Origin of the sequence: Corynebacterium sp. Marseille-P8863, assembly GCF_946902955.1 — a bacterium.
In the GTDB taxonomy this organism is placed as follows: Bacteria; Actinomycetota; Actinomycetes; order Mycobacteriales; family Mycobacteriaceae; genus Corynebacterium; species Corynebacterium gottingense.
On the sequence record NZ_CAMPQC010000006.1, the window covers coordinates 125161 to 146553 of the forward strand.

The following is a 21393-nucleotide window of genomic DNA, read 5'->3' on the forward strand; positions in this document are numbered from 1 at the left end:
CTTCGATGCTCTCTTCTACCCTCGATCTCGCCGGCGACCTGATCAGCATGCTCGTCTGGTTTGTCAACGGCATCCAGACCGGCGACCCGATGTACAACTTCGGCTCGAGCTTCTAGCCCTTCTTTGCCACCAGCTTGGCAATGCCGCGCCAGCCAAGCATGAGCAGCGCCGACATCGTGGTCGCCACGATGATGAAGGACCAGTGGGGGATGGACTGGTTCCGAATACCCCAGATCACCAGGCCGGTGATGACGGTGACCGGCCAAATGATGCCGCCCTTGTTGTCTCGGGCGATGAGCCAGCCGAGGGTCACGCCCAGTGCGAATGGCCACAGCGTGGACAGCCAGCCCGTGAAGTTGAGGGGCATCTCCTCGGTCTGGTGCGCGGCGCGCGCGAGCAGCGCAAATACCGCGATAGCGACGTAGTCAGCGGCGATGGCGTACGGCTTCGAAATCGTTTTCTTCATACCCGCCATGCTAGCGCCTCGCGGTACTGAAAACACCGCGCCTAGAATACCGAGTCGTTCCACCAGCGGCGCTCGGGCGTGCCGGCGCGGGAGCCTTCGCTATCCAGCTTGATGCCCATCACCTGGTGCAGCTCCACGATGTCGTGCTCGAAGCCCCACTCGGAGCCCGCCATGTACATGCCCCAGAGCTTGGCCGTGTTCAGCCCGACGAGCTCGACCGCCTCGTCCCAGTGTTCCTTAAGGTTCTCGCACCAATCGCGCAGCGTGCGCATGTAGTCGAAGCGGAGGTTCTCCTCGTGGACAACCTCGAACCCGTGGTCCTGCATCTTGCGCACGATAGTGCCGGAGCCGGTGAGCTCGCCGTCCGGGAAGATGTAGCGGCCGATGAAATCGCCCTTGTTCGTCTTGTGGTTGTCCGGGAACGTGATGCAGTGGTTGACCATCACGCCGCCCGGGCGCAGCTTGCTGGAGAGGAAGTCGAAGTAGGAGGCGTAGTTCTTTACCCCGATGTGCTCCATGAGTCCGATGGAGGAGACCGCGTCAAAGCCGGACTCGGTGACGTCGCGGTAGTCCAGGTGACGTACCTCCGCGAGGTGCTCGAGTCCCTCCTCCTTGATCTTCGCCTGCGCCCATTCGGCCTGTTCCTTGGACAGGGTGACGCCGAGTGACTTCACGCCGCGCTTGGCGGCGTAGCGCACCATCGTGCCCCAGCCGCAGCCGATGTCCAGGTGGCGGTCGCCCGGCTTGAGGTGGAGCTTTTCAAAGACGAGGCGGAACTTGTTTTCCTGGGCCTCGTCCAGACTGGCGTCCTCGGTGGGGTAGTAGGCGCAGGTGTAGGCCATGGACTCGCCGAGGAACAGCTCGTAGAAGTCGTTGCCCACGTCGTAGTGGGAGGAGATGACCTCCGCGTCGCGTTCCTTGGAGTGGGGCGCGAGGCCCTCGCGAACGGTGCGCTCAAACCAGGAGGCCTGCTCCGCCTCCGGCACGGGCTGGATCTGGAACGCACCCATGCCGCGCAAGGAGCGCACGATGCGCCAGAGTTCCTTTGGGTTCGGGCGCTTGTAGTGGGCGTAGAGGTTGCGCAGATTATCAAACACCGCGTACGGGTGTGCTAGGTGCTCGCCCTCGACCCCGAGTCCGCCGGTGACCCAGGCGCGCGCCAGGCCGACGTCGCCAGGCGCGGTGGCGATGTAGGACAGCCCCTCCGGGCTGTTCACGCGCACCGTGTGCTCCGCGCCCGCCGGCCCTGTGGAGGACCCGTCGAACGCTTCCCAGCGGAACGGGTTGTACGTGGGGAACAGGGTATCCACGATGTCGGCCACGGTCATTGGTACGAACTTGCTCATGTGCTTTCTTCTCCTGTGCGCTGCGGTGTGCGCTATGCGTTGTTGACAGTTTTTTCAAACAGGCCTGGGAAGCGTCGGTCCGGGTCGTACGTGGCCTTCATCCGCTCTGGCAGGTCGCCGCCGTAGAGGCGTTCGAACTCGGGTCGGTCGTAGAAGGCCTCGGAGTAGAGCGACTTGTGGCCGCCCAGCTCGCTTACTTTGCGCTCGATCACCTTGTTAAAGGCGCCCGGCTCCTGGGCGGGCGAGACGTGGTCGGCGGGCACACCCGACCAGAACCCGACGTTGACCCAGGTTGTGCCCGGTTCGAGCGGGTAGAGCGGCCACGGGGCGTGCTCAGGCAGACCAAGCTGTGAGAGCGCAGCCGAGTCGCTGCGCAACCTGATGGGGCAGAGCCAGACGGGCTCGATCTCGCTGGCTTGGAAGAACCAGTCGAGGAACTCGGCGACGTGTGCGTCGGTGACCTCGATGTCTTGCACGACGCGCTCGGTGCGCGGCAGGTTCTTGGGCTTTTTGAGGAAGCGGTATTCCAGATCGTACTTCTTGTCCAGCCCGACCAACTTCCAGTAGAAGGCGCTGCGTCGCAGCTCGCGGGGCCAGAACCGGCGCACCTTCGGGCGCTGCGCGCCAAAGGCGCGCGAGCACCAGAACCAGTCGGTGTCCCAGCGCCAGATGTAGTCGCGGATTGTGAGGAAGTCGTGCGTGATGCCCTCGGGGTGCTGCAGCGAGCGGTAAAAGATCGCGTCGCGCGTGTAGTCGGAGGTGCCCGGGGCGTCGTCGGCCTGGAAGGCGAGCACCAGGTACTGCTCCTCCGGGGAGAAGGCCACGCCGTCAAGCCCGTGCACCGTGCGGCCGTCCCACTCTCCGGAGGCGGAGACGGCGCCGAGCGCTTCCTGGAAGTCACGCAGGGAGTTGAAGCGTGCGTGCTGCAGCTCCACGTACGGCGCGACGTACTCCAGCTCGATCTTCAGGCGCACCGCGTAGCCGAGGGAGCCGTACGAGTTGGGGAAGGCGCGGAAGAGGTCCACGTTCTCCTCGCGTGAGCAGCGCACAATGTCGCCGGTGCCGGTGAGCACGTCCATCTCGATGACAGACTCGTGTGGCAGGCCGTTGCGGAAGCTGGTGGACTCCACGCCCATGCCGGAGACGGCGCCGCCGAGTGTGATGGTCTTCAGCTGGGGGACGACCAGGGGTGCGAGGTGGAAGGGCAGGGCGGCGTCGACAAGCTGCTCGTACGTGCACATCCCCTGGACATCCGCGGTTTTAGCAACCGGGTCGATGGCGATGACACCGCCGAGACCGCTGACATCGAGGCCAGCGCCGGGCTCGACGCGCTTGCGAAACAAATTCGACGTGCGCTTGGCCAGGCGGACGCGCTCGCCAGCGGGGACCTGCCGGAAGCTCGCCAGCAGGGTCTCCACGCCCTGGCTGTGCGCATGCCAGCCCACTGGAGTGACTCGTTCTCCGTCGACGCTGCGCACGCCAGCGAGGGACCTTGCGAGACCATCAGATACGCTCATGTATCGCACAATAGACCCATCGTCTGGACTTCGCGCGGCGGGGGAGCGCGCCTAGTCGCGCGGCGCGCCCAGCATGTAGCCGCGCCCGGCGTAGCAGACAATGTGGACGACCCAGCCGATAGCGGTGATGAGTACGAAGGAGATGATGCGGTAGATGAGGGTGGCGGCGGTGGCGTCGACAAGCGTCATGCCCGCAGCGACGAGCGAGGCGGCAGCGGCGGCCTCGACGGTGCCGACCCCTCCCGGGGTGACCTGGGCGGCGCCGGCGAGCTTGGTCATGATGAACGCGAGCGTGACCCCCATGAGGCTCGCCCGGTTGAGCTCCGCGTGGAGTCCGGGCGCGTCGCCGACGACGGACCAGACGCAGAAGTAGAAGACCACGACGTCTAAGAGCCGGTTGCACAGGGAGCAAAACGCGGAGGAGAAGAACTGGCCGGTGGTCATGCGGATCTGGGAGACCTGCGTGATCACGTCGGCGACCTTGCCTCGCACGGAACCGGGGAGGAAGCGGGTCCAGCGGATCAGCAGTGCCGGGTGGCGGGTGGCCCAGAACATGGCGACGATGACAAGGACGGTGAGCACGATCGACGTGCACAGGGTGGCCGCGGACAGGTCGGCGCCGAGGAAGAGGACGGCGGCGAGCCCGATCAGCGCCATCCACACCGTAGAAAGCGCGCCGGAGATGACGAAGAACCAGCCGCACAGACCGGCGGACGCGCCCCAGGAGCGCTGGACGCGGTAGGTCAACCACGCGGAGAGCGCGGGGCCGCCGGGCAGGGTGGTGGACCAGGCGTTGGAGCCGAGTGTGAGCGCCGTGGTGCGCGCCATGTCCGTGCGCTTGGCGTCGACGTTGAGCAGGATCTTCATCACCGCGGCCATGGCGAAAATCGCGCCAAACGCGGCGACGACGGCACCGGCGATCGGGCCGGGTGCGTGAGCGACGGCGCGGCGCAGGGCCCGCCACGAGTCCGCGAGGAAGTCGAGCTCCTCCCAGAACGCGGCGACGAGGAGTGCGAGCAAGACGACGGGCGCGAGCCAGCGCACCCACCGCAGCACCTGCGCGCGGCTACCGTTCGAGCTCACGCTTTTGGGTGTACTCGAGGGCCTTGCGCTCCTCCAGCTGGCGCATGAGCTCGCGGAACGGGACGAGTTCGTGGTTCTCTTCCACCGAGACGCCGGCGCGGCCCGGGTGGCCTTCCGGGTCGTCGGCGGGCTGCGCGGGGGCGGCAGGCGCGGGCTGGCTGCCCGCAGTGCCCTGGCTGCCCTCGCTGCCTTCGCCGCCTTCACCGAGGGAGGCGTAGGCGCGCTTGACCCAGCGCGGTGCCCACCAGTTGTCGTCGCGAAGCAGGTGCATCACGGCCGGGACGAGGAGGAGGCGGATGATGGTGGCGTCGAGCGCCAGCGAGAAGATCATGCCGAAGGCGATGTACTTCATCATGACGATGTCGCTCATGGCAAAGGCGGCGGCGACGACGATCATGATGGCCGCGGCGGCGGTGATAATGCCGCCGGTGTGTGCCGTGCCCTCCTTGATCGCTTGGTCGGTGGACGCGCCGTTATGGCGGGCCTCCACCATGCGCGAGACCAGGAAGACCTCGTAGTCCGTGGACAGGCCGTAGAGGATCGCCACGATGAGCACGAGCACCGGGCTCATCAGCGGGCCGGCGGTGAAGTTGAGCAGGCTCGCGCCGTGGCCGCCGACGAAGACGGCGGTGAGGAATCCCAGCGTGGCACCGATACCCAGCACGTTCATGATCACGGCCTTGGCCGGCAGGATGAGCGAGCCGAAGAGGAGCGCCATGAGCAGGAAGGTCGCGGCGACCATGTACAGCGCCATCCACGGCAGGCGGTGGAGGAGCGCCTCGATGGACTCGACCTCCATCGCCGGTGTGCCGGAGACGTACGTCTGCACGCCGTCCGGGACGTCCAGGTCACGCAGCTGGTCCACGACCTCCTGGCCGCCGTTGCGGTCTGCCAGCGGGGCGGAGAGGATCGTGGTGCCGTCCTGGGTGGGGTGCGAGGGCTTCAGCGGCGACGCCAGGCCGGAGACCTGGCGCGTCTGCATGACAATGTTGCCCAGCTGCTCGTTCGACGCCCCGGTGACCACCAGCTTCACCGGGTCCGTGCGGAAGGCGGGGAACGCCTCGTTGAAGGCGTCCTGCGACTGGCGGGTCTCCTGCGACGGTGGCAGGTAGGACTCGTTGATGCCGCCGAAGGTGATGCCCACCATCGGGGCGGTGATGAGGAACAGCAGGGCGGTGATGCCCACGACCACCTTCTTGGAGTTGCGCATGGCCCACGCCGGGATGCGGTACCAGACCGTATCCTCCAAACGGCGGGCCTTGCGGCTGGTACGGCGCACCGACCACATGTCGATGCGTGTGCCCAGCATGCCGAACAAGGCCGGCAGCACCGCCACGGAGATCACCGCGGCGAGCACGACCGCGCTGATCGCGCCGTACGCCACGGACTTGAGGAAGGCCTGCGGGAACATGAGCAGGCCGGACAGCGCCACGCCCACCATGAGCGCGGAGAAGAAGACGGTCTTGCCCGCCGTCGTGGTGGTCACCGCCACCGCCTCTTCCACGTCCAGGCCGCGGTCGAGCTCCTCGCGGAAGCGGGAGACCATAAACAGGCCGTAGTCAATGGCCAGGCCCAAGCCCAGCAGTGTGATCACGGACTGGGAGAAGATGTTGACCTGTTGGAACTGCGCCAGGATGGACAGCAGCGACAGGGAACCAAGGATGGACAGGATGCCCACGATCAGCGGCATCGCCGCGGCGACCACGCCGCCGAAGACGAAGAGCAGGATGATGGCCACGAAGATGAGGCCGACCTTCTCGGCGCGGGCGATGTCATTGGCCATGCCGTCATCCAGTGCGTCGGCCACGGCGGTTGCGCCGGCGATCTGCACGGTCGCGTCGCCGGGCAGCTCGATGGCACGCAGGTCCGGCTCGATCGCGCGGAAGTCCTTGAGCGTTTGCTCCCCATCGCCCTTCAGGCCGATCGCGGCGAACGCTTGGGTGCCGTCCGCGCTGATCTGCTGCTGGTTCGGCTTGGCAAAGTAGCTGGTGACGTGGTCGATCTGCTCGGGGTGCTTGTCCTGGAGGGCAGAGATTTGGGTATTCGCGGCGTCGATAAGCGCCTTGTCCTGCACGCCACCAGGGGCCGAGACGAGCACGATGACATCGCCGGCGTTGTCGCGGCCGAACGTGTCCTGCTCGATCTGCGCGGCGGCCGTGGATTCGGCGCCGGGGTCTTCCCAGCCCTCCTGCGAGAGGCGGTCGCCCAGCTTGGCGCCGAAGAGGACCTGCATCACCAGGATGATGGCAATGACCACCAGCGGGATGACCCGGCGGTGGCGGAAGGCGACGCGGCCCCACCTGTAAAACACGAGGGAGGCCTCCTTAGTCGCGGTTGTGCAGCAGCGCCGACAGTGGGCGGAACGGCTGCATCCAGGCGCCGCCGTCCGGCAGGTGGTCCAGGTTGACGCGCGGCAGCGGCTCGCGGAACACACCCGGAATGTCTTCCAGGTCCACAAAGTCCACCGCTTGGGAGTTCACGGCCCACGAGGCGTGCTCGTGGAAGCCGAGCACCTGCACCGGGATACCCTCTGCGGCGAGCTCCTCGATGCGCTCCTGGAAGTTCTGCCCGTCCGCGGAGGCGACCACGAGGCCGCGCAGGACGCCCTCTTCGTAGCGGCGCTCGATGTGGTCCAGCATGTCCTGGTCCACGTCCGAATCCTCGTCCACCTTCGGCTTGGCAAAGACGGCGAAGCCGACGTTGCGCAGCGCCTCCACCCAGGGGCGCACCGCCTCGGTGTTGCCGGGGGAGACGTTGGTAAACACGGTGGCTTCGGGCTCGACCTGCGTGCCCGTCTCCCCGGAGCGCTCGTCCGCCTCGCCGACCAGCCAGCGGCCGATCGCGTCGAAGCGGGGGCGGTAGGCGGCGGTGGGGCGGCTGCCCAGGATGGCGCCGAGCCCCATGTCCAGGTTCGGCGCGTCCCACACCAGCAGGTAGGACTCCGGCCCGGCCGGTGCGCCCTCGGTGTACGGGTGCGTCTTGTCCTGCAGAACCATTGGTTACTTCCTCTCCCAGAGGTACTCGCGGATCACGTGGTCCTTGTTCAGGCCCTTGCCCTCAAACTTAGTAATCACCTGGCGGTCCGTCAGCAGCGGGGCGTCTGGCCACGGCCAGCCCTTGTACTCCAGCAGCGGCTCCACATCCACCAGCTCGTCGATCCACTCGGCGTAGTCGGCGTGGTCGGTGGCCACGTGCAGCACGCCGCCGGGCTTGAGGCGGGTGGCGATCAGGTTGAGCGTGCCCGATTGGATGATGCGCCGCTTGTGGTGGCGCGCCTTGGGCCACGGGTCTGGAAAGAAGACGCGTACGCCGTCGAGCGAGGCTTCCGGGAACATGCGGGCCAGCACCTCCACGCCGTCGCCGCGCACCATGCGGACGTTCTCGATCCCGCCGCGCACGACCGCGCCGAGCAGCTTGGCCAAGCCGGGCTTGTACAGCTCTACCGCGATGACGTTGGTGTCCGCCTCGAGCGGCGCCATCGCGGCGGTGGAGGTGCCGGTGCCCGAGCCGATCTCCACGATCGTGGGGTGGCCCGCGCGCCCGAACCACTCGTCCACGTCAATGTGCCCGTCCGTCTCGTTCGTGAGCACACGGCCGAGGCGCGGCCAGTGCTCGTTGAACAGGGCCTCCTGGTTCTCCGTGAGCGTGCCGCGGCGGAAGGTCACCGAGCCGAGCCGCGGGTAGTCCAGCCCGGTGCCAAAGTCAGTTTGCAGCGGGCGCCCGGCGGGCAGCTCGCCAGTCCCCTCGCGGGGAGTTTGGGAAAAATCAGCGTTATTCATTGTGTTTATTGTCCACATGACGTGCGGTGACGCAAGTTTGTGAGGGGGCTTTCGTACGCTTATCGACGCCCCCTTGTCACCCCATTCCAGGGGGAGGCGCCACGCAGGTCGGGCAACAGTGCCCGTTTGACCCCCGCGCGGTCCCCCGTTTGCCCAGTGTGACGCGCTGTTTCGGGCTTGTTTTGCGGCGGACGTATACCCCCAAACGGGGAGGTGGTGGCCCCAAATCCGCACGCGAATGTATGGTGTACGTCACTTCAGGGTGTAGCGTTCTACCTGGGAAAACGTGGATTTTATCCGGCGCACCCGCGATTCAGATACGCTGGAAATCCCGAGGATCTGTGCGGGGACGCAAAGCGGACATGAACTATGAAGGAGAGCACATGACCACTGCAGTGAACCGTTTGGAGGGTACGGCTCCGACGGACAATGAAGCACTTATCGCCTGGGTAAACGAGTCGGTCGAGCTGTTCCAGCCCGACAAAGTGGTCTTCGCCGACGGCTCCCAGGAGGAGTGGGACCGCCTGGCCGCAGAGCTGGTAGAGAAGGGCACCCTGCTCAAGCTGAACGAGGAGAAGCGCCCGAACTCCTTCCTGGCTCGCTCCAACCCCTCCGACGTTGCCCGCGTGGAGTCCCGCACCTTTATCTCTACCGAAGAAGAGGAGGGCGCCGGCCCGACCAACAACTGGATGAAGCCGGCCGCGCTCAAAGAAGAGATGCTCGAGCACTTCTCCGGTTCCATGAAGGGCCGCACCATGTACGTGGTGCCCTTCTGCATGGGCCCGATTAGTGATCCGGACCCGAAGCTCGGCGTCCAACTCACCGACTCCGCCTACGTGGTCATGTCCATGCGCATCATGACCCGCATGGGCCAGGAGGCCCTGGACAAGATTGAGGGCGACAAGTTCGTCCACTGCCTCCACTCCGTCGGCGCTCCGCTCGAGCCGGGCCAGGAAGATGTTGCATGGCCGTGCAACGACACCAAGTACATCTCCCAGTTCCCGGAGACCAAGGAGATCTGGTCCTACGGTTCCGGCTACGGCGGAAACGCCATCCTGGCCAAGAAGTGCTACGCCCTGCGTATCGCCTCCGTCATGGCGCGTGAAGAGGGCTGGATGGCCGAGCACATGCTCATCCTCAAGCTCACCAGCCCGGAGGGCAAGAACTACCACGTCGCGGCAGCATTCCCGTCCGCCTGTGGCAAGACCAACCTGGCCATGCTTACCCCGACGCTGGAAGGCTGGACCTCCGAGGTCGTGGGCGACGACATTGCGTGGCTGCACCTCAAGGAGGACGGCCTGTACGCCGTGAACCCGGAGAACGGTTTCTTCGGCGTTGCGCCGGGCACAAACTACAAGTCCAACCCGAACGCGATGCGCTCTATGGAGCCGGGCAACACCCTGTTCACCAACGTTGCGCTCACTGATGATGGCGACGTGTGGTGGGAGGACATGGACGGCGAACCGCCGGCCCACCTCATCGACTGGCGTGGCAACGACTGGACCCCGGACTCCGCCGAGAAGGCGGCGCACCCGAACTCCCGCTACTGCGTACCGATCAAGCAGTGCCCGACCGCTGCACCGGAGTTCGACGACTGGCGCGGTGTGAAGCTGGACGCAATCCTGTTCGGTGGCCGTCGCCCGGACACCGTCCCGCTGGTCACCCAGGCACTGAGCTGGGAGCACGGCACCCTCATCGGCGCGATGCTCTCCTCAGGCCAGACCGCTGCCTCTGCGGAAGCAAAGGTGGGTTCCCTGCGCCACGACCCGATGGCGATGCTGCCGTTTATCGGCTACAACGTGGGCGACTACTTCCAGAACTGGCTGGACATGGGCGAGCGCGGTGGCGACCGTCTGCCGTCCATCTTCCTGGTCAACTGGTTCCGTCGCGGCGAGGACGGCCGCTTCCTGTGGCCGGGCTTCGGCGAGAACTCCCGCGTGCTCAAGTGGGTCGTGGAGCGCATCGAGGGCAAGGTCGGGGCCGAGGAGACCCCGGTTGGCCACACCGCACGGGTGGAGGACCTGGACCTGACCGGCCTGGACACCCCGGCCGAGGATGTCAAGGAGGCGCTCTACCCGGACCCGGAGCTGTGGGCTCACGACGTGGCGGACGGCCGCGAGTACCTCGAGGGCCTTGGCTCCCGCGTGCCGAAGGAGCTCTTCGACCAGCTCGATCAGCTTTCCGAGCGCGTGAAGGCAGCGCGCAGCTAGCCCCCCGCGCATGATGAAAGGCCCGCCAATTGGCGGGCCTTTTGTTACGCAAATTTCGCAGCAAGTGTCGCTAGCTCTGCTCTGTTCTGCATTCCGTATTCCCGGAGGAGAGCAGAGACCTTCTTCTTGATGGTGATTTCTGCGTAGTTGAGCCGCGTTGCGATTTGGCGGTTGGTTGTCCCCTCAGAGTTTTGTTTTGCGATCGTCACGTTGCCGTTAGCAACAGGGGCAATTGCCTCGATGATCTCAGCTGGGCGTTGACTCTTGATTGCATGCCTTGTGGCTGAAACGCCCCAGGTTTGTTCCGCTTGAGGAGATGGGAATATCTGGAATATGCCGAGAAAATTTGACCAGGATGCGAAGGACCGCGTGGTCCGTCTCGTGGAAGACCGCATCTTGGTGGAAAATATGTCGATGCAGGCCGCGTGCCAGGCAGTAGCCCCAAAGATGGGGGTTTCAAGGCACACAGCTCGTCAATGGACTTAAGCCTGCCCGCCGTTCGGGAAACGCTCCAGAACCTGTGCCTGACGATTTGGTCGCCGAAAACGCGAGGCTACGCCGTGAAAATCAAGAACTGCGCGATACTAATGAGCTGCTGAAGGCTGCCTCAGCTTTTTCTGGTGCTAGGTGTTGTGGATCTGGTCAAGAACCCATGGACGGTTGCAGTTAACCGTGTAAATAAGACTGCCCTGGCTCTCGCCGCAATTATCCAGCGCTCCAACCCAGAGTCCGTGGTACTCGTAGGACATAGCTTGGGTGTGTCAAGACTAGTTGGCGGGCCGCTGCCTACCCCGCTACCGGCAACAAAGGCGCCATTCCGATGCTCCACACTAGGTGCAGTGTAGTGGCGGGGGTGAGACAGTCGGCGCGACGCGCCTCGAGCGTTGCGATGCTCCCGATGAGGATGGTGGCAACGAGCAGGAGGGGAATGCCCGTTGTGGCGGTGGGGACGATGTAAAGGGTTTGGTGGGTGAGGATGACGGGGTGGGGGGGAGAGGACGTCCGCAAGCTGACGGCGGGCAACGTCGCGGAAGAAGAGCTCCTCGTCCGCGCCGGTGATATTGGGTTGGCTAGGGTAATGGGACGCTTCCGTGGCGCATATGTTCAGCAGGACGCTCGCCGGCTCTGTCAACAAGGGGATAAAGCGAACGATGAGCCCGCCGAGTGCCTATATTGGTGGTTTGTGGAACTCGTGTTTCTGACTGGGTTTCGGTGGCTAATGGGGGTCCTGAAAGTACGCAAAGCTTGAACAAGCTAGAAGGACGAAGACGTCTATTTGAACTTTAACTAAAACGGGAGAAGCACTCCAGAGTTCCGCGTCCATCAGTGATGAAGAACAGTGGTGTGTTCGTCTTGCAGTCTGAAGTTCGGCGGATTATCATTGGGAGCATCAGAGGTAATGGTCCGCTTCGGAGAAGTCGGGTTATTGCTACTAAAGATTAAGCGTGCAAGCACGCAACTTGAGGGCTTCTTCCTGGTTGGTGGGGGCCCTCAAGTCATGTAGCGGGAAGGACTTAGCTTGAAGGCAAGCTCTTTAGAGGTTTTGGGCTTGGTTGCTAAGAGTGAAACCAGGAAAACCGGGTTTGCGATTCAACGGTTTGTAGAACTTTTAGACTCTACGACGCCTTTCTTTTATTCGGTGCATTTGTCGATTTCGCCACAGGAATCTGTGAGAGAAGCTTTAGACTTGCTGCAGATGTACCAAGACAAGCCGAGTTTTGTAAATTATCATTTGATTGCTTGCCTGCGAAGAACTCACAAATTACTTAAGACTGATTCTCTTATTCAGGAAAACTTTGAGTCAACGCAAAAACTAAAGACCCATTTAGCCGGGTTCTTAAAAGAGCTTGACGCAATCCCCAAATCAAAAAATAATGAGATCAATAGGCGGACCGAATTTATATTAGATCAGACAGATACGCTCGAGCAGTATCTTGAGCAGTCTCTTCTAGAAATGGGTTCGGAATATATAAAGTGTGCCTTCGAAAAGTTGAAACGAGCGATCAATAGTCGCTACGAGGAGGCGAAGCAGTATAAGCATATCGACCGTGCGCTTATCGCAATCTCGAGGAATTTGGTGGACGCGGGCCGTACGCCACGGAAAACTTTAGAGACCTTTAGCAAGAGTTTTGAGAAGTTTTTGGTGATCAAACCGCAGGACTTTTTAACAATACTGATTCAGTTGTTGCGGGAGAAACAACGAGATTATGAGGTCACTGTCGTTTTGGACGGAATTAGCAATATTAATTTGGCTAAACTCCCAAGAGAGATCCAAGGCAGTGTAAAAACTCTCAGGAAGGGAAAAGAACAATGGTTTTCACAGGCCGACGAAGGAAAGCTTAAAAAGTTTTGCGAACAACACTGGGGGAAGATTAAAAAGCCTAGGGCGAAAAGGGCACAGGCAAAGGCGTTTCGTTGCGTGATTATGGTGGTCAAGGTGAGAGCTTGGGACCAAGATGGTGCACGCGAAAAGGCCTTGGTTATGGCAGATCAAATTGTTGATCTTGTAAATGTAGCAAATCGAGGTAAGCGCATCGGCGTGAAGCGTAAAGTTTTAGTGCTTGATCTGCTAACAGGCAAGCAATTTAATAACAATGGTGACACTAGGGTCCATGAACAACTCGAACCCATGGTGCTAGACTCATACTCTGCGATTTCGAATTCGCTTCGTTTTGCTTCGCGCCTTAAAACAGAACGATCGAAAACTGTCAGCGTGCTTTTTGCGTGGATTGCTCTTGAAAGTTTCTTCTCAGGCAGCTCGAATGCGCAGGGGAAGGTAATCACCAACATTGCTTTGCTGGGCTCCCGCGCTGCATCGCGGGGCATAGTTTCATATTGTAGAACGATGCTAAGGGTCGAGATCCAGAATATGCAAGACACTTATTCGAGCGACCATAAAAGTCATGAGCTTCGAGAGCTTCGAGGTCTAGACTTGTTTGATTTTCATCAATATCTTCTCGGGTCCACTGTAGAAGCTGAAGATCTAAAGCCGAGCCTTTCTCCTTTGGCACACTGGAGATTCAAAGAAGCAGCCAAGAGATTAAGAACTGGGGATTCTATTCAAGCTTATGTCGTTGAAATTACGGAAAAATTAGAGTGGGCTCTCACCAGAATGGCGCACTACCGTAATCAAACTGTGCACTCAGCGCGAACAGAAAATACGGCTGAGACGTCGCTAGCACCACTTAGTGCGGAGATTATTGATTTCAGCCTCGAAGTTGTTTCTATTCTAGATAAAAAGCAACCCGCTAATTTCCAGCTTGCCCTTGAAAGCTATACGGAGAAGATTCGTAAACAAATCGACGAGTGGGGAAGGGACGGGAGGTCTAGCCCCAAATTGCTAGGGGAACAAGATGCGAGTGAGTACCGAGTTCTTGAGTACACAGATGAAGCTCCCTAATGTTTAGAGGCCTAGGTAGAGGTTTTCACGGGGGTGTTCCTATATAGGTTGTCAACTCCGTGGGTGAGGTTGTTGGGGGTATGAAGGGCTTCTGCTTCGCTGTGTGAATGTTGTTTTCGGGCATCTCGAGGAGCCGATTGGGCTTGCTGCTCAATCGGCTTGGATGGGGGCTGTTGGTTCTAAGCTGCTGTGGCCTCTTGGACTGTGGAGATGTCTCGGTAGAGCTCGCCGCTACGCATCATGGCGAACAGAACGTTTAGGCGTCGGCGTGCGAGTGCGACAACTGCGGCGTTGTGTCTTTTGCCTTCTTTGCGTTTTCGTTCATAGAATTGTCGGGAACGCTCGTGGAATCTGATCGATGCAAAAGACGATTGCCATAGGGCGTTCTTTAATTTTTTGTTGCCAGCCCGGTTGGGCAAATTCGACATAATGGACGTTCCCGACTGATTCGTCCGCGGTGATAGGCCTGCATAGGACGCTAGGTGCGCTGCATCGGGGAAGTCGGACAGATCGCCAACGGCATGAGGATCTGCGCGGCGCTACGAGGGTCGATGCCGGGCATGGATAAGAGAATCTCGGTGTGAGGAATGTCCTGGATGAGTTTGAGTACCTGCGCCTCGATTTCTTTACGATGCTCGAGTTTGGCCAATGCGTCTTTGGCGGACATTGCTACGCCAAGTTCGGCGTATTCTGCCCCGGCAATGGATACGGTTTGCCCGTGGATGGCAGCAAGCATGGCATCGGTGACAGGCTCAGGATTGCGCGCTCTGTGACTGCGCGCAAAGGCTGCCAGACGTGCTTTACCGACGCGTCGAATCTTGGTGGGGCCGCCGTATTTCGCAAGTAGGTGGAGGATCCACTTGCGATGAATCATCTGTCCGCGCAGAACATGTTCGAATGCAGGATAGGTTCCTACGAGCGCGGATCGCATCTGGTTAATCAGGCGTGTGTAGGCCCGGGCGAGATCTTCGTCAATACCGTTGAGTACTTTCAGCTGGGTAAAGACTTCTTCAACGCGGTCGACGCTGCGCAGGGCATCCGGAAGTTTAAGACCGGCATGGGCGATGACGTAGGCGTCGCGCACATCGGTTTTGGAGTTGCCGACGTGGATGCGAGAGAGCTGCCGCATCGCAAGCCCCGGTAGATAGCGAACGTCGATCCCCATGTCTTGGGCGACTACGACGGTTAACCGGCCGATGTTGTTGGGTTGATCGACAATGACCAGGATTGAAGCGTTGTCGGTGAGGAATTTGCCGAAGAGCTTGCGTAGTGAGCCTTCATACTGGTTGATGCGTTTGGACAGGACTTGTCTGCCTTGGGAATCGAAGACGCAGGCGTGGTGGAAATATTTGTCGACGTCCACGCCAATGACGAAGTCATAGGCCATGGGTGTTTGCCTCCTAGCGATAAATGAGAAGTTGGATTATTTATGCTTCATCGCTGGGGTTGGTCGGACATACTTGCACTGGGGTCCGTCATTATGTAGTGCTAGCAGGTCTCATTAGTGAATATTCTTTATACGAAAGTATATAAAAAATATTGAGCTGAAGCCTAGCGGGACTGTTAGCCTTAGCCCTAGATGTTAAGGAGGTGAAAAATGTCATTCTACGAACTGCAGGAAATTTCTAACGATGTTCCGCAGCTGGGAACGGAGGCCCAGAGCCGCCTTTCCGCCACTGCTTGCGGGTCCAACCGTCAGTCCAACATTAGTATCGCATACTGCGGCAATAACTAATGTGGCTCTTCCCAAGATTTTGCGGGAAATGCGGGAACGTGAGGATCTGCAATATTTATTGCAGATCCTCACGTTCGCATAAAATTGCCCAAATAAATATAATTTATTGCATATTATGAAATTAAGTATCTTTATTAATGAAGATACTAGGTTCTAGGGAAATGAAGTGAAAGATTCGCTCTTTAAAAGACTGGTAGCGACGTGGGCCAGTGCTGCTCTACTGGGGTGTGGACTGTGCCCTGTTGAGGCTAGGGCGGAGTCTGGGGGATCAGCACCAGGGGACAATACTGGGTTGTCCGCAGATTTGTCGGCAAGCCTTGGATCTCTCTGGGTAATCTCTCCTGGGGAGGATCAGGCCCAACAACTTTGCACTGCTTCGTATGTAGGCAACGCGGTATGGGTGACGAGTCAGCATTGCTTCCCTCGGACTGATTCAACCTACTTCTTGGAGGGGAGAGGGGGAAGGAGAGATGTAGTAGACCAGGTAGAAGTTATTTCACCTGATAGAGACATCGCGTTTTTGCGAACGAAGCACGAATTGGGGGCCGTTCCCCTCTCGGGAGCTGACTCCTTTCCCCAATTGGAAGAGGAAGTAGTTTTACTGGGATTTGGTGAGGATACGGTGATCCCGCGAGCGGTTCCCAGCAAGTTAATGGGGCGTCTTGATCATTTGGAGACGGTTGAAGGGTGGTCGTTCCGCCACCTATTCGCCACCTCAACTACTACTCGAATTAGTTCTTGCCGAGGGGATTCGGGCGGTCCAATCCTGTATAGAGGTGAATTGGTCGGTGTTCATACGGCGGGTGAAGTGGACCACGAGTGCACAGGTGAACCAGGAAAGTTTGGGGCTGAATCGTATATTGATTTGGCGTCTACTGAGACTAAAGAAGTATTAAAGCGTTTTAGTGGCCCGCCCCAAAGGCGCGAGGTGAGCAGCGAGTCATCTGAGCCTAACCTCTTAAGTAGCACTAAAAAGGCCTGGTAAAATATGTTGGATAGAGATGTGTTTGTTTTAGGTGAAAATAAACACGATGACATTGAATCATCTCGGTTTGATTCTTTCGCACCAGATACCTTCGTCCTGGTAGAAAAAGGGGACTGGTTAAACTATATAGTCCCGTCGGCGAATATCCCTACGCAAGGTTGGAAGATACACTTGTCCTGTGATTTGGGGGCAAGTGCAGAAATGCTGCCTGTAGTAAAGAAATACCTTTTCGAAGCGGAGATTCCTTTCAAACACATCCGGTCGGAAAAAGAGCTTGAAGAGCGAAACTCCCGGCGTGCAGAAGGTCAACTTTTTGGAAAATTTATCACTATTTACCCAAGCACACTGGAAGATGTCGAGAAAGTCAGTTTAGATCTCGTCACCCTCACAAAAGATTTTACAGGCCCCCGGATCCTAACGGATATCCGGGTAGGGAATTCTGTTGTCCATCTACGCTACGGGACCTTCGTATTGCAGGAAAGCATTAATCCGGCGACGGGCTACCGGCAAGAATACCTGCGCTCGCCTAGTGGGGAGGTGGAATGGGTTGAGCGGAAAGCTACGTTCGAGTTGCCATCCTGGGCACCTCGTTCTCGGTGGATAGAGCACGTGATCGAAGATCATAGATCTAAAGATGTTATTTTGCCTTTTGGCAGCGTACTACCGCTGCGAAATTCCTCTCGGGGTTTAATCTTTGCGGCTGATTACTTGGGGAAAAGATCTTTCGTCAAAGAAGGAAGAAGACACAGTGAACTAGATCAGTACGGGAGGGACACCGTCGACAGATTTTTCCGTGAAAAGGAGACTCTCGAAAAGCTAGATGGAGTCGCCGGCGTTCCGCGTTTTTACGGCAGTTTCGATGCTGGCTCTAGTGTATTTTTTGCCATGGAATATCTGGAGGGGGATTCCCTTAACTCTTTGATAGTGAAAGAAATGGGACGTCCTTACGACCAGATTGAAAGAAATGATTATATTGCAAAGCTAGAGGACATATTCTTACAGGTGTCCATAATTTTGGAACAGGCCCACGAAGCGGGGGTGTTTCATTATGACCTCTCTCCTGACAATATTTTAGTAGGCAGAGAAGGTTCTGTATTTATCGTTGATTGGGAATCAAGCGTCGACGACATAGATACTCCACGAAATATTTTCACCCCAGGGTTCTCAGCCCCGGAAGCTCTTAAAGGCAGGGAAGTCGACCTCTTTTCGTTGAGCCGTATCGTGGCCTTCGCATTGTCTGCGCATGGTCCGATTCTGGATATTTTCCCCGAAAATATTCTTCTTTTTCCAAGTTATGTCGAGTTTCTTCTCGGTAAAAATGGCCTCCGTCTCTTCGAAAAGTATGTCCATTTCGAGCAAGAGCGAGCTCTTTCTAAATCACCTTTTACGTCTCCTTCGTCCACCACTACGGGTGGGGTTCTTCGGCAAGGAATTGAAAAATTGAATAAGTGGGGAGGCTCAACCAGGTTTGCTGTTGAAGATATCCGGGCTAACCCGCTGGCGTTCGGCGATGGTTTTGGTAGTTATCTCTGTTCGCTTCGGCTGGTGGGGCACCCTGATGAAGAAGGGGAAAGGGTTTGGGTTGAGAAAAGCGTCCCCCCCGAGAAGCTATCCCTCTGGTCTGGTTCATCTGGCTATGCAGTGACCTCTCTAGTTCTAGAGAAAGAATTGGAAGAGTCGTTTATTCACGCCTTTATTTCTAGTTTGGTGAACGAATTAAAAAGCGGGACAGTGCGGGATGCCAGTGTTGCGGATGGGGTGGGCGGTTGGCTAATAGCTCTGGAGGCTATAGCTCTGCATCTGGGAAGTAATTCGATTCCGCACTTCTCTGTTTTGAAGGAAAGTATAGTTTCGTATCTACAAGATCTTGTGAGGAACTCGACCACAGCGCGGTCCTATGCGCCGGGTTTGTTGTACGGGTGGTCTGGAACCGTTTGTGCTGTATTAGCGGCGAAGAATTTTTTAGCGGGGTTTGATCTCTCCTCTTTGCTTAACGAAATGATTGAGCGAGAAGAGGAAGAGCTGAAGGAAGACCCCAGGGGAAATCTTCAGGTGACAACAGGCGGGAAATTTCTCCCTTACCTTGGGGTAGGTTCTGCTGGTGTCATCTGGGCTCGCGACAGTATGCGGGATGCTGGATTTGCGATAAACCGCGAAGAAATTGATGAAAAGATATTGGAAACGCTTCTTCCAGGGATCTTTGCCCTCCCTTCTTTAATCAAAGGAGCGGCGGGATTAAAGCTTTTGGCCAAACGACGAAAATACCTAGGGCTTCCTGGGCCCTCACCCGAATCGTATGATCGCGAGATCACTATTTCTAGTGGTGTGCTAAATGGCGGAGCTGTCGTCATCGGGAAGGACCCGCGAAATATTAGTTCAAGTTTTTTGAATGGCTCTGCGGGGATTATATGGGCGGATTCAATTATTCCGACGGGCCCTGTTGACTTTCTCCCTACCACACTTTTGGGGCGGTAGTCATGGGCTTACTGACTGGACGATCGGGATCATCCATTGATCTGCCCTTGTCTTCCCCTTTTAAGATGGGTATAGCAGTTTTGGGAAGAAGGGGCCTCATTCAGCTTCTTGGACTGGGTCTAATTGTAGTTTTTGCATCATTGTTGCAGTTAGCGCAGCCAATGCTCCTATCGCGGATAATTAGCCCAGATTCCTCCCAGCGGACAGGTGCAGCAGAATTGTTCGCGATAGCGGTAATCTCCCACATCCTTTTGTCAATCGCTGGGCAAATATTCCAACAGATGTTTCAACTGCGGAAATCTTCTGCGTTAAGGGAAGAAGTATTCTCTAAGATTAATTCTTCTCAGGTGGGTTCTTCATTAGAGGCTGTAAAACCGCTTTATCCCGTGATAAGCGTCGTTGAGATCCCGAATGCGGTTAATGGAGTGGTCAGGCCGGTAATTCAAGGCGCTAGGGATTTAACTTTGATAGGGGGAGTGGTGGTATATTTCCTGGGCTTGAGTGAGCCTCTCATATTTGTAGCGATCTGCATGCTTCTACTTGGATGCTTTTCAATCACTCGAGGCTTAGGGCCTATCAAAAGAGATGGGGCAACGGCCGTTGCAGCTAATCAGGATTTTTCTCATAACCAATATGAATACATCAGTCATTATGACGAAGTGAGAAGCCGTGCAGGATCCCGCACGGCGGCGGCTGCATCTGGAGTGAATCAATCTATTGGGCGTTTATATGGACGTTCAAAACGGCTTCTTTTAACTAAGTCCAAATATGGGGCATTTGCGGAATTCTTTTTCGGTCTGACTGCCCCGGCAATGGCGTGCGTCGCCGCAGTAGTTCTATACCCGCGAGGTGAACTGCAGTTAAGCCAAATACTTGAAGTGTTCCTCTACTCCTCCATGATTGTGGGTCCAGTTCAATCCGCGGCGGGAGCATCATTCGACTGGCAATACACATCTACGTTGGTGGGGCGCATTCTTCGGTTGCAGAACCTTTCTCAGGAGAACCTCGATCACTTTAAAGAACTAGGTGCAGTGGATCGTGGGTGCATTAGGGTAGTAGACCTTGAAAAACGGGACGCTCTCCGCGACGATGAGCTTCTTCGCTCCACTTCTTTTGAGGTTCCTCCTTGCGGCATTTTGGCGATCTCGGGTCATTCTGGGACCGGTAAGACCACTCTTGGGCGTATTCTTGCTGGCCTAGACGTGCCTAGCCGTGGATCCGTTCTCGATGAAAACGGTTTAGAATTAGACCCTCGGGCGCTTAGAGAGCGTTTTGGTTATGCTGCTCAAAATCCTGGGTTTGCGGAAGGGCTATTCGAGTCTGCGGTTACCGCTTCCCAGGATCATCAAATCCCCATTGTCGACAGTATTTCAGCACTGAAATTGACTCATTTAATCCCGCGACTTGAAGGAAGAAGTTTTTTCGGGTCAGATTTTTCTGGAGGGGAAGCAAAACGGCTTTCCATTTTCGGGGCCATTTCTCAAGAAAAACCCGGGGTGATTTTAGATGAGCCCACTAATGGGTTGAACGACCAACTAGTGGAGCAATTCCTTTGCTATCTGAACGAGTATCGTTACGACCGTACTTGGATACTTATTACGCATGATAAGCGGGTCAAAGATATGGCAGATCAGTTGGTGGAGCTTTCTACTCATGGCTAGGTATCGATTTAACTACGTTTTTACCGGGGTGACTTTGATATGTGTAACCAAGATGGCCAATAGATGTTGGAAACACGGAAAGTAAGAGGATACTTAGATGGAAATCACCTGGAAAGACCTTTCATTTAGATACACCAGGTACGCTCCCCTGATTCTCGATTCTGTCTCCCTGACTCTGAATACGCCCGGGATATACGTTGTCCGTGGCCCGTCGGGGAGCGGCAAATCGACGGTGCTGGATCTTTTAGCGGGTCTGCGCACCCCTCAGTCGGGCGAGGTCGTCATTGATGGTCAACGGGCTGACCGTTGGTCGGGTAACAAGACTTCACACTGGCGAGCTCAGCATGTTGGTTACGCGCCCCAAGCGCCGACGCTGCTTGAAAGTCTGACATGCCAGGAGAACCTGGCCTTGGCTGTTAATGTCGCCGGCCGCGGCCTCAACTCGCAGCAGCAGGTGGATCTGCTGGGGGATGTGGGCATGGCGGATTATGCCGGTGTCTACCCGGGTGAGCTCTCTGGAGGGCAGCGTCAGCGTGTGGCGATTGCCCAGGCATTATCCTCCCAGCCGGACGTGTTGTTGATGGATGAGCCGGTCAGCGCCCTCGATGAGAACAACATCGCCGTCGTTGAATCGCTTATGCGCAACGCGGCTACCAGTGGCGCGATCGTCGTGTACTGCTCCCACCGGGAGCTGTTCGGCGGCGCAGCACACACACTGCTGGAAATGGGGAAGTGA

General features: G+C 57.9%; 15 protein-coding genes and 1 pseudogene. 7 read left to right on the plus strand and 9 right to left on the minus strand.

The window, feature by feature from the left end; translation table 11 throughout:
- Window positions 1-112: 112 nt before the first annotated feature.
- From OVO38_RS06325 to trmB, 7 genes are read right to left on the minus strand one after another with little or no spacing between them, the layout of a single operon-like run.
- Window positions 113-466 carry a DUF3054 domain-containing protein gene (locus OVO38_RS06325; RefSeq protein WP_240511736.1) on the minus strand — a complete coding sequence of 118 codons (354 nt, stop codon included), beginning with the start codon at window positions 464-466 and terminating at the stop codon, window positions 113-115.
- Window positions 467-507: 41 nt separating this feature from the next.
- Window positions 508-1812: an SAM-dependent methyltransferase gene (locus OVO38_RS06330; protein WP_267208008.1), complete on the minus strand. Its 1305-nt coding sequence runs from the start codon at window positions 1810-1812 to the stop codon at window positions 508-510.
- Between the two features lie 32 nt (window positions 1813-1844).
- On the minus strand, window positions 1845-3329 hold the full coding sequence (locus OVO38_RS06335; protein ID WP_267208009.1) for an FAD-binding oxidoreductase: 1485 nt from the start codon (window positions 3327-3329) through the stop codon (window positions 1845-1847).
- Window positions 3330-3380: 51 nt separating this feature from the next.
- Window positions 3381-4412, minus strand: coding sequence for a lysylphosphatidylglycerol synthase transmembrane domain-containing protein (locus OVO38_RS06340; protein ID WP_267208010.1), 1032 nt, complete (start codon window positions 4410-4412; stop codon window positions 3381-3383).
- Window positions 4396-6723 (minus strand): MMPL family transporter, encoded by a 2328-nt coding sequence (locus OVO38_RS06345; RefSeq protein WP_267208011.1) that lies wholly within the window; start codon window positions 6721-6723, stop codon window positions 4396-4398. Before OVO38_RS06345 ends, OVO38_RS06340 begins: the two co-directional genes overlap by 17 nt.
- 13 nt (window positions 6724-6736) lie before the next feature.
- Entirely contained in the window at window positions 6737-7408 is a 672-nt protein-coding gene (locus OVO38_RS06350) for an NYN domain-containing protein (RefSeq protein WP_267208012.1), read from the minus strand.
- 3 nt (window positions 7409-7411) lie between these two features.
- Window positions 7412-8191, minus strand: a complete 780-nt coding sequence (gene trmB, locus OVO38_RS06355) for a tRNA (guanosine(46)-N7)-methyltransferase TrmB (protein ID WP_095536024.1) — start codon at window positions 8189-8191, stop codon at window positions 7412-7414.
- 383 nt (window positions 8192-8574) lie between these two features.
- Here trmB and OVO38_RS06360 point away from each other — a divergent pair, with 383 nt between their 5' ends.
- Window positions 8575-10401, plus strand: coding sequence for a phosphoenolpyruvate carboxykinase (GTP) (locus tag OVO38_RS06360; protein WP_267208013.1), 1827 nt, complete (start codon window positions 8575-8577; stop codon window positions 10399-10401).
- A gap of 44 nt (window positions 10402-10445) precedes the next feature.
- Here OVO38_RS06360 and OVO38_RS12475 read toward each other — a convergent pair whose 3' ends face one another.
- Window positions 10446-10796, minus strand: a complete 351-nt coding sequence (locus OVO38_RS12475) for a LuxR C-terminal-related transcriptional regulator (protein ID WP_416358577.1) — start codon at window positions 10794-10796, stop codon at window positions 10446-10448.
- Between the two features lie 1124 nt (window positions 10797-11920).
- On the opposite strand from OVO38_RS12475, the gene OVO38_RS06365 reads away from it, so the two are divergent.
- Window positions 11921-13801, plus strand: a complete 1881-nt coding sequence (locus OVO38_RS06365) for a hypothetical protein (RefSeq protein ID WP_267208014.1) — start codon at window positions 11921-11923, stop codon at window positions 13799-13801.
- Between the two features lie 179 nt (window positions 13802-13980).
- Here OVO38_RS06365 and OVO38_RS06370 read toward each other — a convergent pair.
- A pseudogene (locus OVO38_RS06370) lies at window positions 13981-15188 on the minus strand (IS110 family transposase).
- Window positions 15189-15398: 210 nt separating this feature from the next.
- On the opposite strand from OVO38_RS06370, the gene OVO38_RS12480 reads away from it, so the two are divergent.
- The 5 genes from OVO38_RS12480 (at window position 15399) to OVO38_RS06385 (ending at window position 21393) form a co-directional block, all read left to right on the plus strand.
- The gene (locus tag OVO38_RS12480) at window positions 15399-15536 is read left to right on the plus strand and encodes a SapB/AmfS family lanthipeptide (RefSeq protein WP_416358578.1); all 138 of its coding nucleotides are present in this window, start codon (window positions 15399-15401) and stop codon (window positions 15534-15536) included.
- Between the two features lie 166 nt (window positions 15537-15702).
- On the plus strand, window positions 15703-16521 hold the full coding sequence (locus OVO38_RS12485) for a trypsin-like serine protease (protein WP_416358579.1): 819 nt from the start codon (window positions 15703-15705) through the stop codon (window positions 16519-16521).
- 3 nt (window positions 16522-16524) lie between these two features.
- Entirely contained in the window at window positions 16525-18996 is a 2472-nt protein-coding gene (locus OVO38_RS06375; protein WP_267208015.1) for a protein kinase domain-containing protein, read from the plus strand.
- A 281-nt stretch (window positions 18997-19277) separates the two neighbouring features.
- Window positions 19278-20657 carry an ATP-binding cassette domain-containing protein gene (locus tag OVO38_RS06380; protein ID WP_267208016.1) on the plus strand — a complete coding sequence of 460 codons (1380 nt, stop codon included), beginning with the start codon at window positions 19278-19280 and terminating at the stop codon, window positions 20655-20657.
- A gap of 97 nt (window positions 20658-20754) precedes the next feature.
- On the plus strand, window positions 20755-21393 hold the full coding sequence (locus OVO38_RS06385) for an ATP-binding cassette domain-containing protein (RefSeq protein WP_267208017.1): 639 nt from the start codon (window positions 20755-20757) through the stop codon (window positions 21391-21393).

Excerpts from the sequence above, each read along its gene's own strand:
- OVO38_RS06325 (WP_240511736.1), bottom strand. The coding sequence starts at position 466 with ATGAAGAAAACGATTTCGAAGCCGTACGCCATCGCCGCTGACTACGTC.
- OVO38_RS06330 (WP_267208008.1), bottom strand. The coding sequence starts at position 1,812 with ATGAGCAAGTTCGTACCAATGACCGTGGCCGACATCGTGGATACCCTG.
- OVO38_RS06335 (WP_267208009.1), bottom strand. The coding sequence starts at position 3,329 with ATGAGCGTATCTGATGGTCTCGCAAGGTCCCTCGCTGGCGTGCGCAGC.
- OVO38_RS06350 (WP_267208012.1), bottom strand. The coding sequence starts at position 7,408 with ATGGTTCTGCAGGACAAGACGCACCCGTACACCGAGGGCGCACCGGCC.
- trmB (WP_095536024.1), bottom strand. The coding sequence starts at position 8,191 with ATGAATAACGCTGATTTTTCCCAAACTCCCCGCGAGGGGACTGGCGAG.
- OVO38_RS06360 (WP_267208013.1), top strand. The coding sequence starts at position 8,575 with ATGACCACTGCAGTGAACCGTTTGGAGGGTACGGCTCCGACGGACAAT.
- OVO38_RS12475 (WP_416358577.1), bottom strand. The coding sequence starts at position 10,796 with ATGCGGTCTTCCACGAGACGGACCACGCGGTCCTTCGCATCCTGGTCA.
- OVO38_RS12480 (WP_416358578.1), top strand. The coding sequence starts at position 15,399 with ATGTCATTCTACGAACTGCAGGAAATTTCTAACGATGTTCCGCAGCTG.
- OVO38_RS06375 (WP_267208015.1), top strand. The coding sequence starts at position 16,525 with ATGTTGGATAGAGATGTGTTTGTTTTAGGTGAAAATAAACACGATGAC.
- OVO38_RS06380 (WP_267208016.1), top strand. The coding sequence starts at position 19,278 with ATGTTTCAACTGCGGAAATCTTCTGCGTTAAGGGAAGAAGTATTCTCT.
- OVO38_RS06385 (WP_267208017.1), top strand. The coding sequence starts at position 20,755 with ATGGAAATCACCTGGAAAGACCTTTCATTTAGATACACCAGGTACGCT.